This is a genomic window from Comamonas sp. (genome assembly GCF_036643215.1).
Taxonomy (GTDB): domain Bacteria; phylum Pseudomonadota; class Gammaproteobacteria; order Burkholderiales; family Burkholderiaceae_C; genus Comamonas.
The window spans coordinates 32,673-45,979 of sequence record NZ_JAVXSJ010000012.1 but is presented as its reverse complement, the minus strand read 5'-3'; the positions used below and the strand labels follow the sequence as shown (position 1 = coordinate 45,979).

Annotated in this window: 11 protein-coding genes; 4 read left to right on the top strand and 7 right to left on the bottom strand. The window is 59.9% G+C overall.

Annotated features, from left to right (window positions below):
• Nucleotides 1-207: 207 nt before the first annotated feature.
• Entirely contained in the window at nucleotides 208-1,404 is a 1,197-nt protein-coding gene (locus tag RSF91_RS10195; protein WP_332568313.1) for a M20 aminoacylase family protein, read from the top strand.
• Between the two features lie 75 nt (nucleotides 1,405-1,479).
• On the opposite strand, the gene RSF91_RS10190 is transcribed toward RSF91_RS10195, so the two are convergent.
• The 4 genes from RSF91_RS10190 to ylqF form a co-directional block, all read right to left on the bottom strand.
• A complete protein-coding gene (locus RSF91_RS10190; RefSeq protein WP_332568312.1) occupies nucleotides 1,480-3,777 on the bottom strand; it encodes a putative bifunctional diguanylate cyclase/phosphodiesterase in 2,298 nt (765 codons plus the stop codon).
• A 100-nt stretch (nucleotides 3,778-3,877) separates the two neighbouring features.
• On the bottom strand, nucleotides 3,878-4,642 hold the full coding sequence (locus tag RSF91_RS10185) for a putative bifunctional diguanylate cyclase/phosphodiesterase (RefSeq protein ID WP_332568311.1): 765 nt from the start codon (nucleotides 4,640-4,642) through the stop codon (nucleotides 3,878-3,880).
• Nucleotides 4,639-6,171, bottom strand: a complete 1,533-nt coding sequence (locus RSF91_RS10180; RefSeq protein ID WP_332568310.1) for a diguanylate cyclase domain-containing protein — start codon at nucleotides 6,169-6,171, stop codon at nucleotides 4,639-4,641. The genes RSF91_RS10185 and RSF91_RS10180 overlap by 4 nt, the downstream gene beginning before the upstream one ends.
• 74 nt (nucleotides 6,172-6,245) lie before the next feature.
• Nucleotides 6,246-7,196 carry a ribosome biogenesis GTPase YlqF gene (gene ylqF / locus RSF91_RS10175; protein WP_332568309.1) on the bottom strand — a complete coding sequence of 317 codons (951 nt, stop codon included), beginning with the start codon at nucleotides 7,194-7,196 and terminating at the stop codon, nucleotides 6,246-6,248.
• Nucleotides 7,197-7,349: 153 nt separating this feature from the next.
• On the opposite strand from ylqF, the gene RSF91_RS10170 reads away from it, so the two are divergent.
• The gene (locus RSF91_RS10170) at nucleotides 7,350-7,574 is read left to right on the top strand and encodes a hypothetical protein (protein WP_099736288.1); all 225 of its coding nucleotides are present in this window, start codon (nucleotides 7,350-7,352) and stop codon (nucleotides 7,572-7,574) included.
• Entirely contained in the window at nucleotides 7,571-7,789 is a 219-nt protein-coding gene (locus RSF91_RS10165; RefSeq protein WP_332568308.1) for an oxidoreductase-like domain-containing protein, read from the top strand. The genes RSF91_RS10170 and RSF91_RS10165 overlap by 4 nt, the downstream gene beginning before the upstream one ends.
• Before the next feature lie 12 nt (nucleotides 7,790-7,801).
• On the opposite strand, the gene RSF91_RS10160 is transcribed toward RSF91_RS10165, so the two are convergent.
• The 3 genes from RSF91_RS10160 to RSF91_RS10150 form a co-directional block, all read right to left on the bottom strand.
• Nucleotides 7,802-9,442 (bottom strand): methyl-accepting chemotaxis protein, encoded by a 1,641-nt coding sequence (locus tag RSF91_RS10160; RefSeq protein WP_332568307.1) that lies wholly within the window; start codon nucleotides 9,440-9,442, stop codon nucleotides 7,802-7,804.
• A 157-nt stretch (nucleotides 9,443-9,599) separates the two neighbouring features.
• Nucleotides 9,600-11,126: a glutamate--cysteine ligase gene (gshA, locus tag RSF91_RS10155; protein WP_332568306.1), complete on the bottom strand. Its 1,527-nt coding sequence runs from the start codon at nucleotides 11,124-11,126 to the stop codon at nucleotides 9,600-9,602.
• A gap of 313 nt (nucleotides 11,127-11,439) precedes the next feature.
• The gene (locus tag RSF91_RS10150; RefSeq protein ID WP_332568305.1) at nucleotides 11,440-12,351 is read right to left on the bottom strand and encodes an SDR family NAD(P)-dependent oxidoreductase; all 912 of its coding nucleotides are present in this window, start codon (nucleotides 12,349-12,351) and stop codon (nucleotides 11,440-11,442) included.
• A 567-nt stretch (nucleotides 12,352-12,918) separates the two neighbouring features.
• Here RSF91_RS10150 and RSF91_RS10145 point away from each other — a divergent pair.
• On the top strand, nucleotides 12,919-13,218 hold the full coding sequence (locus RSF91_RS10145) for a 2Fe-2S iron-sulfur cluster-binding protein (protein WP_099736280.1): 300 nt from the start codon (nucleotides 12,919-12,921) through the stop codon (nucleotides 13,216-13,218).
• The last annotated feature ends 89 nt before the right edge of the window (nucleotides 13,219-13,307 follow it).

The following is a 13,307-nucleotide window of genomic DNA, read 5'->3' as shown; positions in this document are numbered from 1 at the left end:
TGGCATGCAATTTTTTGTAAGTCACTGCTTGCTACTGGCTTGGTTAGCACACACCTTGAATCCCCTGATGTCGGTATCTACCTAAGCCCCCAGCCTTCGCATACGCCTATGATGGGGGTCTTGCTATTGAAATGCTGCGGTCACCGGCAGGCCCGCCTCGCTTGCTTGCCACGACAGTTATAGCGCTGGGTGCTCCGCGGCCCCTGTATGCGATCTACTCCCGATATCACACCTCACCTCGGCACCTTGCTCAGTTTCCGTCGCGATCTGCACGCAAATCCTGAGCTCAAGTACGAAGAGCACCGCACAGGCGACAAAGTCGCCGCATACCTCACAGCCCTCGGTCTGACCGTGCACCGGGGCCTGGGCCAGACTGGCATCGTCGCCAGCATCTACGGCAAGGGCCGCAGCAAAGACAACCCCGGTCGCAGCATCGGCATCCGCGCCGACATGGACGCCCTGCCCGTCACGGAAATCAACACCTTTGGCCACATCAGCCAGAACAAGGGCCGCATGCATGCCTGCGGCCATGATGGCCACACCACCATGCTGCTGGGCGCCGCCACCACCCTGGCGCAGCACCCCGACTTTGATGGCACGGTAAACCTGATCTTTCAGCCCGCCGAAGAAGGCGGCGCCGGTGCCAAAGCCATGATGGACGACGGCCTGTTCGAGAAATTCCCTTGCGAGGCCGTGTTTGCACTGCACAACTGGCCTTCGCTTCCCGCTGGTCAGATGGCCGTGCGCGTGGGCCCCATCATGGCCTCCACGCTGCGCTTTCAGATCAAAGTCCACGGCAAGGGCGGCCACGCGGCCATGCCCCACACCACGCTGGACCCGATTCCCGTGGCCTGCGCCATCGTGACCCAGTTGCAGACCCTGGTGTCGCGCAGCACCGATCCGCTGGACTCGGCCGTGCTGACCATTGGCAAGATCACCAGCGGCACCGTGGAAAACATCATTCCCGATGACGCCATCATTGCTGGCACCGTGCGCACCCTGAAAAAGGAAACGCGCGAAATGTTTGTCGAGGGTCTCAAGCGCATCAGCAGCCATGTGGCCGCCGCCCATCTGTGCACGGCCGAGTTCACGCTGCGCCCCGGTGCCTACCCCAACACCACCAACCACGCCAGGGAAGCCAAGTTCATGGCCGCCGTGATGCGTGAAGTGGTCGGCGATGACAACGCATTTGACGATGTACTACCCGCCATGACCTCCGAAGACTTCGGCTTCATGCTGGAAGCCGTGCCCGGCGCCTATGGCTGGATTGGCAATGCCAAGGGCGACCAGCCCGGCGTGAGCCTGCACAACCCGGCCTACGACTTCAACGATGACAACATCGGTCGCGGCTCCAAGTTCTGGGATTTGCTGGCACGTCGCTACTTCGAGCAGCCTGCCGCCTAAGGCATTTAGCCCACTACGCTATTCATAGCTTCTAGCCCGCATCCAGCAATGGCTGCGGGCTTTTTTCGGGCTTTTTCATGTCTTTTCAGCGGCATGTTGAATACCGCCTTGGTCAACGCCCAGCACTTGGGCCAGCCACTGCTGCTCTGGCAGGGGCTTGCCCAGCAACATGCCCTGCAAAACAATGTCCGGGTTCCACTGCGTGAGCTGCAGCGCCTGTTCAGACAACTCCACCCCTTCAGCCACGACCCGCAGTTGCAAGCGGCGCGCCATCAGCAGCATGGCCTCAACCAAGGCGGCATCTTTCTCTGATCGGTGGCTGCCGCTCACAAAGCTCTGGTCAATCTTGAGCTCCTGAATCGGCAGACGCTGCAAGCTATACATGCTGGAGTAGCCGGTACCAAAGTCATCCAGAGAAATTTCTATGCCCATGCGGGTCAACGCCTCGATGCGAGTGCGTGCCTGATCAAGATCACGCACCACCGCGCCTTCGGTAATTTCCAGCGTCAGCTGGTGCGGATTGGCACCTGTCTCTTGCAGCACCTGCTCCAGCGATGACATGAAGTCCTCATGCCCGAACTGAAACGCGCTGACGTTGACCGACAGCCGCAGCCCGCGCCCTGCCAGTGCGGGCGTTGCCAGCAGCAGGCAAGCCTGGCGCAGAACCCAGTCACCCAGCCGCACGATCAGCTCAGACTCCTCTGCCACTGGAATGAACTCCGCCGGGCTGACCAGCCCCCACTTCGGGTGCTGCCAGCGCACCAGTACTTCAGCCCCCACACAGCGACCGCGAGCATCGGCCTGGGTCTGCAGATACATGCGCAACTCACCCTGAGGAATGCCATTGTGCAAGTCTTTGGCGATGCGCACGCGGCGGCGCACATCCTGCGCCATGCGGGGCTCAAACAGCACCAGACTGCCCGGCCCTTTTTGCTTGGCCTCATGCAGAGCCACGCTGGCAAAACGCAGCGCATCATTGCCATTGCCACCACGGCTGGCGGGCTCCAGCACCACCCCGCCCATACAGCAGCTGACCAGCTCAGTTTCCACCCAGCTATTAAGGCTGAAGGGCTTTTGCAAGGCCTTCTTCAAGGTGTGCGCATATTGCCGCAGTTGATCTTCCACCCCCTCTGCATGCGGGTGCAAGCTACCAAAAACAATAGCAAACTCCGCAGCAGCGATACGCGCTACCCAGGTATCGTCGGGCAGAACCTCCACCAGTCTGGCCCCCATAGCCTGCACCAGCTCATCGCTGTGCTGCATTCCATGCACATCGTTGAATACAGAGAAACGGTCCACATCCAGCAACAGCAGGCCATGGCAGTCGCCCTGCTGGGTATGGATGAGCTCGCGCAGGTGCAAGGTCAGCGAATGGCGGTTGGGCAGGCCGGTGAGCGAATCCAGATAGACCAGATCGTGAATGTGGCGCTCTGCCAGCACGCGCTCAGACAAGTCGCGCTTGAGCTCCACGTAGTTGACGACCTCGCCCTGCGGCGTACGAATGGGCGCGACCAGTACGGATTCACGCAGCGCCTCACCATTGCTGGCGCGATTGGTCATCTCTCCGCGCCAGATCGTGCCCGAGGCCAACTGCGCCAGCGCACGCTGACGGCTGACAAGGTCCATGCCAATGGTCGAAACCAGTTCAGTGGACTGGCCCAGTACCTGCTCTCGCTTGTAGCCAGAGCGGGCCAGAAAGGCATCGTTGACATAGACCACCTTGAGCTCGGTATCGGTGATGACAATGCTCTCGGGGTTTTGCTCGACTGCGCGGTAGAACTTGCGCAGCTCGTTCTGGCTGGCTTGGAGAGTGGCCAGCATTTCCTCCCCTTTTTGCACCCGGCGGCCAAGAATTAATCGCGCCTGCAAGCTGATCATCAGCACCAGCACCAGCATGCCCGGCACATAAATCAAACCCATCAGCGCCGCCGTGGCCTGCATGGCTTCAGCGCGGTCGATCATCGGAAAAAACCACCAGAAAACACCCAGGGCCACGATAGACGCCGCAAACATCAGCAGCGAAGCACGCAGCCCTAGCACCCAGACCGCGATCACCAGCCAGGCCGGAAAAGCAATCACCGCCGGGCTGTAAAAGCCACCAGCACGCCAGACCAGCAGCAAGCTCAGCAGCCAGTTGCCCCAGACAAAGCAGCGCACCGCCCAGTCCCACTGCCTCGCGCGCGCCAGCCCCATGCACACCAGTGACAACACCATGATGGCAAGCGTAATAGCCATCCCCTGAGGATCGATGGAAGGGCTGAGCAGCCACACCAGCGTCATCAATGCGCCAAGGCCCAGCATCCACAGGCAGCCCAGCCACACCATGCGTCGCATGGGCAGCCGGTATCTGGCCTCAACAAAATGACGCTGCATGCAAGCCCTCTGGCACTCAGTGGAGATGCTGCATGCTAGAAGCTGTTCTCGATTATTTCAATCAGTCCTGCAACCTAGAGCTGGATTGGAGCCAGGACTCTCAGTGCTGCGCCAGAGCGGGGTTGGCCATCCAGTCCTCGGCCAGCACCGGGCGGCTGAACCAGTAGCCCTGGCACAGAATGCTGGGTTCAAGCGCACGCAGCAGCTCGGCCTGCTCCGGCTCTTCCACGCCTTCGGCTACCACTCGCAGGCCTTTGGCCTTGGCCAGCATAAGGATGGACTCGACCAGTACCCGGCTTTCTGCATTGACCCGCAGATCGCGGATAAAGACCTGATCGAGCTTGAGCTCCTGAATGGGCAAGCGCATCAGATAGGCCAGCGATGAGTAGCCTGTCCCAAAATCATCCAGTGCGAACTGCACACCCAGGGCCACCAGGTTCACCATTTTTTGAATGGCGTGATCCACGTCGCTGAGCAGCAAGCTCTCGGTCACTTCCAGCGTCAACTTGCGCGGGTCTATGCCCGTGCGCTGTATCGCACTCTTGACCTTCTCCACAAAGTCCGCATGCTGAAATTGCAGGGGGCTGACATTCACAGAAAGCGAGTAACCCGCTGCCCTCACACGCGGGTCGTTCAGCAGCAAGCACACCTGCTCCAGCATCCAGTCGCCCAGCGGAACAATAAGGCCGCAGTCCTCGGCCACGGGAATGAATTCACCGGGCGAGACCATGCCTTTTTCAGGATGCTGCCAGCGCACCAACGCCTCGACTCCCAGCACCCGCCCATTCATATCGACCTGGGGTTGCAAAAAGGCCCGCAACTGCCCCTCTTGAATCGCGACAAACAGCTCTTTCTCAACCGTCATGCGCCGCTGCATGGTCTCATCCAGTATTTCTGAATACGCATGGACCTGATCCCCCCCTGATGGCGCGCCTGACTCAAGGCCACCCCGGCGCGGCGCAGCACATGGTCGCCGCTGTCGGCCTTCAGGCCATCTTCCACAAACGGGAACACGGTAAAGCCCACGCTGCAGGCCAGCTGCACCGCTTCAGCCCCCTCAGGCAAGCCGGTGATCTGAACAAGGCTCAGGCCGCGCTGCAGCTCCTGAGCCACCGTGTAGGCACCAATGCGGGCCTCATGCCGCGCCTTGCCAACCCCTTTAACCACTACGGCAAACCGGCTGACGCGAATGCGGGCCATGATGGCGGCGTCTGGCACCAGGGCTTTCAGCCGGGCGACAAATGCCTGCAGCAAGACATCTGTCCAGAGCCGGGAGCGGGAATTCTCAAAGTTCTGAAAGCGGTCAATATCAATAATGAGCAAGCTGTGCCAGTCATGACCGCTGCGGTAGGGGCTGAGGTTGTGTGCGATGCCATGCATCTCCACCTTACCCTGTGCTTCAAGCATTTCGCTCAGCTCGTGCAGCAGCCCATTGCGATTGGGTAGCTGCGTCAGGCTGTCGTAGTGCTGCAGATGACGAATGCGGTTCTCCGCCTCCATCTTTTCCGTAATGTCGGTGCGCGTTTCAACCAGAAAAGCCAGTTGATCGTTTTCGCCCAGCACGGGCGCCACGCGCATCTCGTCAATCACGGTGACCCCGTTTTCGCGCACGAGATACACCACATCTTCCCAGGTCTTGCCTGCGTTCAGCAGCGCCCACATCTGCACGCGCTGCTCAGTCGTCATGCCCACGCCGGTCACCCGGCCATGCTCACTTTGATCATCACGGCCCATGCGCTGGCGATACTTCTGGTTGGCATAGACCTCAGCGCCCTTGTCAACGTCAACGATCATGACGCTGGACGTACTTTGCTCAACCGCTTGAAACAGCACATTCAGCTGACGCTTGTGCAGCTCAAGCGCAATCAATGAAGACTGCAACTCATTCAGGTGGCGCTTAAAGCCCTGAACCATCAACCAGGTGATGCCCAGCAAGAACAGCATGACATACGCGATCGATAGCACCTGCTCCCAGCGGGCATGCCCGCTATAGGCCAGCACCAGTCCCAGCAGCATGACGCCAATGCCGGCCAGGCTCGCTTCAACCATGCCCAGCGTCCATGCCGCGAACACCACCAGCACGGTAAGAATCAGAACACTGACCGTCGGCTGAAACGCCGCATTCCAAGCGAGAAAGGTCGTCAGAGCCAGTGCTCCGCTCACCAGGCAGCGCGCGCCCCAGCGCCAATAGCCACGCCAGGTCAGCAGCAGGGTGACAGCAGCAATGGCCGTAGCAATCGGCCCACCCCAGACGCGCGCATGGTCTGGGTCCGCAAAAAGAGTGGCAAGCCAGCCCATGGAGCAATACCAGAGGCTGACTAACACCACCCCTACACGGGCATAAGCCAGAGAAGGCGAATTGGCTTTTTCTGTGGACTGCTCAAGTGTGAACATCTTGCTAGGGCTATTAACATTTACATGGAAATAGTTTTAAACAAAATTCCTGCTCCCACACGTAGGTAAAAGTGCTAGGTCAAACGGGCTTTGCGCCCTTTTTTCCGTGCCAGTGCAGCGGCATCCTTCTTGGCCTGGCGCTCGGCATCCTTGAGCTGACCTGCAGCCAGCCAGACTTCAAACTCGGCAGGCGTTTCCAGCGTGATGCGGCCAATGGTCACATCGCGGAAGTCGGTCAACACCAGCTCGGCCGCTTTTTGCAGGTTCACACGGCCACCGCTCATCACAGCGCCGCGCTTTTTGCCAATCAGGGTCAGCAGCTCATCGTCGTGCAGCGCTGCAATTTCTTCGTCATCCAGGCCCAGCTTGTAACGGGCGGCCAGCATACCGGCGTAGTTTTTCTGGAGATACAGCAACAGCTCCAGCACCACCAGCTCTTCATCGTAGGCATTGCGACCCACGGCACCGCTGGCGGCCAGGTTGAAACCGCTTTTCTCCACGATGATGCGCGGCCACAGCATGCCGGGCGTATCCCAGAGGTAAAAGTCATCGGCCAGCACAATGCGCTGCTCCAGCTTAGTCACGCCAGCTTCGTTGCCGGTCTTGGCCTGGGTCTTGCCGCTCATGGAGTTGATCAGCGTGGACTTGCCCACGTTGGGCACGCCGCAGATCAGCACGCGCATGGGCTTGGCGAGGCCGCCGCGTGTGGGCGCCAGCAGCTTGCACTGCTCGATCAGGCGCTTGGTGGGTGCCAGCTCAGAGGCATCCAGCCCGATGGCGCGCGTTTCACTCTGAGCGTTGTACCAGTCAATCCAAGCCTTGGTCTGGGTGGCATCGGCCATATCCTGCTTGTTCAGAATCTTCAGGCGCGGCTTGTGGCCCGTCATTTCCTGCAGCAGAGGGTTGGCGCTGGAGCCCGGCAGGCGCGCATCCAGAACCTCGATGACCACATCAATATCCTTGACGCGCTCCGTGATGGCCTGACGCGTCAAATGCATGTGACCGGGGAACCATTGGATGGCCATAAGCGGAGATCTTTCTTTATGGTGGGCGTAAGAAACAAGAGTCAGCGCGCCGCGGCTGCGGGTCGACTGATTTGCGCAAACACCCTTTTATGTCAGTGAATTCAGGCGCGCAAGGATAATCTCCTCCTGCTTTTCTGACCTGCCAGCTCGTTTATGCCCCTGCCCTCCGCACCCCAAAAATCCAAAGCCCGCAACGAAATTCTGATCAAGGGTCTGACGATTGCACTGATCGGCATCATTATTTTGCTGGCACCTGTATTCAAGCCCGAAAGCGGCATTGCCCAGCTGTTTGCCCAGTCGCATATCGTGGGCTGGTTTGCGCTGGTGCTGGGTCTGGCCTTTATCGGTCAGCATCTGTGGGTGCGCTTCAAAAAGTGAGCACCGAGGCTTTGCTTCAGCCTCTGACCCAGGCCCGCAGCCAGATTGCGCACTGGCAAGGCCGGGCAGCCCAAGCGTCAGTCACACTGCGCAACCCGCCGCCCGAGCCCACCAGCTGCTGCGGGCGCGGCTGCAACGGCTGCGTGTGGGAAGGTTATTACGGCGCTTTAGGCTTCTGGCTGGAAGATGCGGCCGAGGCTATGGCAACTGCCTGAGTCGCTCTCCAATCAAGCCATTTCAGGCTGTAGCGCAAGCAGGGTGTGCGCCTGAGCATCATTTTTCATAGCGCCTGAAACGCATTCCAGACGCGCCAGATCGTCGATGCGAAAGCGCCCGGCTCCCGCCTCCAGCCTTTGTGCCTGATGGAATAGCTCTCGCGCAGCGGCGCTGGACTCGGCAACCAGGCCTGCGTTCTGACTGGTCATGTGATCAAGCGCCTGCACGGCATCGCTGATCTGGGCGATGCCCTGATTCTGGGCCTGTGCCGCCTCGGTGATCGACGCAATCAAGCCACTGACGGTACGCACATCGCGCACGATATGCTCCATACGCTGGCCGGCCTGCAGCGCCAGCGACTGCCCAGACTTCATCTGCTTGGTAGAGTTCTCCATCAACTGGCGGATCTGCTTGGCCGCCTCGCTGCTGCGCTGGGCCAGCTCCCGCACCTCGGCTGCCACCACGGCAAAGCCACGGCCTTGCGACCCGGCACGTGCGGCCTCTACAGCAGCATTCAGCGCCAGGATATTGGTCTGGAAAGCGATGCCGTCAATCACGCCCACAATCGCCGCCACCTGCTGGCTGCTTTGCGCCATGTGCTCCATATTGCGCACAACTTCCTGCACCACACTGCCGCCGCTGGCTGCGGCCTCTGCGGCGCTGCGCGCGCTCTGGTCGGCATGTCGGGCGCTGTCAGCCGCATGCGTGACCAGGGTGACCATGTTCTCAATACTGCTGACCGTGGCCTTGAGCTGCACCGCCGCATGGGCTGTGCGGTCTGACAAATCGCTGTTGTCCTGAGCCATCTGGCTGGATGCAGCCGCTACGGCTTCCACCCCGCCCTGCACCTCTCCCACCAGCCCGCGTAGCTGCTGGGTCATCTGCGCCAAGGCCTGCATGAGCTGGCCCAGTTCATCCCTGCGAACACTTTGCGGTGCATAGCTCAAATCTCCCGCCGCAATGGTCTGCGCCAGCTGCACGGCCTCGCCCAAGGGCGTGGTGATGGAACGAATCGTCGCCAGCGAGAGCAGCGCGCCCAGCAACCCCACACACAGACCCACGCCTGCAGCCATGCGCTTGGCAATGGCACTTTGCTCACGCCCCTGCTGCTCTGCGCTAAGGCGTTGCTGCTGCTGGGCAGCAATGAAGGCATCTTGTGCCTGCACATAGCGATTAGCCGCAGGTATCAGCTGCTCGTCCACTAGTTTCTGCGCTTCCCAGGCCTTGCCCAGGTCGCGTGCCTGATAGGCCTGCTCATAAATCCCCAGCACGGCCTTGCGCTCCTGCTCCACCGTGGTGAGCCCGTCTCGATCCTGCGCGGTCTGGGCATCGGCCTGTACCTGCTGCTGCAAGCCGCTGGCCTGCTCCATCAGTCCGCGCGCCTTTTGCGAGAGCTGGGCAATCAAATGCTCTTCCGACGAGAGCACGCTGGCCAGGGCCGCCTCTACGCTTTGCAGCGTCAGGGCCTGCCAGCGCAGAGCCAGGTTGATGCGCTTGTCCGTAGCCTGCACCGCGGCGCTGACGCGCTGCTCCACATTCTGCAAATAGCCAAACAACCCGCCTGCCACCAGCACGCTGCACAGCAGCAGGCCTACAAACAAGGCCCACATCTTGTGCGCCACGGAAAGATTCTGGAAATTTTTCAAAGACATGCCATATCGCTCATCAAACGCGGGAGCCTGTCGCTACCCGTCAATGGTTACGATATGAAACACAGATGACATCGCGATGACACGGCTGCGCCATCCATCAAGAAAAAGCGCCTGCAGCCCAGAGACTGCAAGCGCTTTTTGCTATCAATTGAATGGATTAACGCAGGCTGGCCGGGTCCATATAGCGCTGGCGCCATTCTTCAAAAGTCAGCGTATCGGCAGCTTCAATGCGCTGCTGCGCGGCCACAGACTCTGCGCTCATCTGCTCATAGCGTGCCTGCTGCTCAGCCGTCCAGGGCATGGCCAGCAAGGTATCGCGCGCCTTGGCGGACTGAGTGGTCATGAACTCAATAAAGCGGCTGTCGTAGCCATCTACCAGCTCTTGCAGCACATGGGCCGAAGGCGTGGTCTGCGCGTTCTGCACACGGGCCAGCGCCTGCTCCAGCGCAGCGCTGTAGTCGGTACTGTTGTTGGCGGAGTCCAGCGCCTGTGCATAGGGGCGGCATTGCTGCAGCACTTCAAGTGCCCAGTCGGTCAGCAGCACCTGCTGACCATTGCGCTCCAGCGTCAGGCCTGGCTCGCGGCCTTGCTCGGCGGCCAGGTGCTGGTTGTGCTTGAGGGCATCAATCTCCTGCGGCGTGTCGTCAGGGCTGTCTGTGTGCAGGCAGTGCAGCAAGAAGACGTCGATCATGCGCATGGTGGCCGGGGCAATGCCCACGGTTTCATATGGGTCGATGTCCATCAGGCGCACTTCCACATACTCCACGCCGCGCTCGCGCAGGGCATGCAGCGGGCGCTCGCCGCTTTTCACCGTGCGCTTGGGGCGGATGGTGCCGTAGAACTCGTTTTCAATCTGCAGCAGGCCGGTGCCCAGCTGGTTGTAGTCGCCACCGGGGTTGCGCACGCCCAGTTGCTCATATGCTGCGTAGGGGCGAGTCAACGCTTCGTGCAGCGAATCGGCATAGCCATCCAGCCCGTTGTAGCTAACGCAGATGGTGGACTGGGCATCGCTCTGATAACCCAGTCGCCCCATGCGCAGCGATGTGGCGTAGGGCAGATACAGCGCGTCCTTGCCATCACCGAGCGGCTGCAGGCGGTGCTCGCGCCCTTCCACAAAGCTGGGGCACAGCGCGGGCGATGCACCATACAGGTACAGCAGCACAAAGGCATTGCGGCGGAAGTTGCGAATCAGCGCAAAGTACTGATCGCTGGTCACACCGGGCAGCGACCAGTTGTAGTGAATGCCCGAAATGGTCTGCATGCGGCGGCCATAGCGGTGGCCCAGACCCATGCGGTACACGCTCTTGGAGCGGCCCGAGTGCGAGCTGCCGTAGCGGCCCAGCGGAATGGTTTCATCCGTGGGCAAACGGCAGGGCATGCTGGAGTTCCACATCAGCTCACCGCTCTCGCTCAAATTGCGCAGCACAAACTGGTGGACTTCGGTCAGCTCATCCAGGCACTCCTGCACACCCAGACGCGCGCCGGTAATGAGTTCAAGCTGCGACTCGCTGTAATCGGTGGTGATGTGGGGGTGCGTGAGGGCCGAACCCAGCTCGGCTGGGTGCGGCGTCAGGGCCAGCGAGCCTGTGCCTAGCGCCCGCAATCCCTCTTTCTCGATACCGCGACGAATGCCCAGCAGCCGCTCGGCTGAAGGCATGTCCACGGTGGCCTGCGATGTCTTCATTCTTGTTTACCTTATTGGTGAAGACGCTGACGACAAACTTCGTCTGCCCAATCGCGCCCAGTCGGCGAATGATAGAGAAACCGGGCCAAACGCGATGCCAGCTGGCCGCTTAACCACGTTTTTCGGCCTGTTGAAGCGCGTAAAGCATATGCACGAGCCAGTAAATTGTCAGGTTAACAAGCCACCAGAAGAGAGCACTCGCTCACTCCCAAACAGAAAAAACCCTCGAGAGAGGGCTTTTTTCAGCTGTGCTAACCGACAATCCACGCACTTTTTACGCAGCTAAAGCACGAGCAGAGCAGCACAAACCGGCTCAATGGCCGTGCGCTTTCATGGCCTTGCCCACTTCAACTTGCCCCTGCACAGCGCCACTGCCCGGCACTTGCTGGCCTTCGCTGGCGGTGACTTCGGCCAGACGCGCAGCCAGCTCCTCGGGCACCTGATCGCCCATGCCCAGGTAGACACCTTCGGTCATGGTGATGTGCGCAGCTTCAAACCCACCCGCACCGGCGCAGAGAATGGTGCGCGTGGGCGCAGTTTCATGGGCCAGCACCAGCATGGCGGGCACCACGGCTTCGGGCTTCAAGGCTTCAAGCACGGGCTCTGGCAGCAGGCCCGCCGTCATGCGCGTGGCCGCCGTGGGGGCCAATGCATTGACGCGAATATTGTTCTTGGCGCCTTCAATGGCCAGCGTCTGCATCAAGCCCACCTGCGCCAGCTTGGCTGCGCCATAGTTGGCTTGACCGAAATTGCCGTAAAGGCCTGTGGACGAGGTAGTCATCACTATGCGGCCATAGTTCTGCTCTTGCATATACGGCCACACCGCCTTGCAGCAGTGGGCCGCGCCCATCAGGTGCACATCGACAACAAGGCGGAAGTCGGCCATATCCATCTTGGCAAAGCTCTTGTCGCGAAGAATACCGGCGTTGTTGACCAGAATGTCGATGCAGCCCCAGGCCGTGATGGCCTGCTTGACCATGGCCTGCACAGCGTCAAAGTCCGTCACCGATGCGGCATTGGCAATCGCCTCGCCACCTGCAGCGCGAATTTCATCGACCACTTTTTGCGCTGCAGTGGCCGAGCCACCCGAGCCATCGACCGCGCCACCCAGATCGTTGACCAGCACTTTGGCTCCGCGCCGGGCCAGCGCCAGCGCATGCAGACGACCCAGACCACCACCCGCACCCGTCACGATAGCTACACGACCTTGAAAATCCATTGCCATGATGTCTTGCTCCTTGCTCAAACCATTGCTTGTAGAGCTTCAATGTACGCGGGCATGTTGCAGCGCAACGTAGCGTTTGTGACTATTTGCCACGGCTTTCGGGTAAGTCAGGAGACTGCTATCCATTTCAAAGCTGCTTGCGCCTGCATCACATGCACTTCAGATAGAAATCCCATTGAAAATCATCAAAATCAATCGCAAGCAGCTTTCAAATAAATAGCAAAAAGCACTCGCTTACTCTCGCCAACCTTGTCCCCATTTTTCAGCAACAAGCCTGTGGACAAGCCTGAATAGCTTTGGCAACAAAGGCTCAAACCCTTGATCTGAATGATCTTTTTTAAATCGCCTATTTTTTAATCAATTTTTTCAGCCAAAGCACTACTTATCCCTTTCAGCGCTGAACATCCTTGTGAACAACTGAACCTTCCACAGGGATAAGTCACTCAAGTCGTTGATTTCAAACAACTCGCGAGCATCTGATCAAAAAACAGGCAATCCATCGCCACCCCACGGCCTTGGCAAACCGGCTACAAACACGGGTTTTGCATAGCCCGATTTCCCAGCCCCATGTCCAACGACTCTGCTTTCGCCCCACCCTTTTTTATTGCCAAGTGCGAGCCCAGCGGCCAGCAGGTCGATGCATGGGCTGACCAGTCCCTGCTGGACTCTCTGGAAGGCGGCGGCGTGGACTGGCCCAGCTCCTGCCGTAACGGCACTTGCCGCACCTGTCTGGGCCAGATGGTGTCGGGCAGCGTGCGCTATGACATTGAATGGCCGGGCCTGACGCCTGAAGAAAAGGCCGAGGGCTATGTGCTGCCCTGCTGCGCTTTTCCTGAAAGCGATGTGGTGCTGAAAGATGCCCCCTGAGCGGCTTTGCCGCTTCCCCTAAATGGGGACGGCATCTTCGCTGCGGGGCGGCCCTTGCTGGATGCCACTGATTTGAAGTCCGCCCAGTT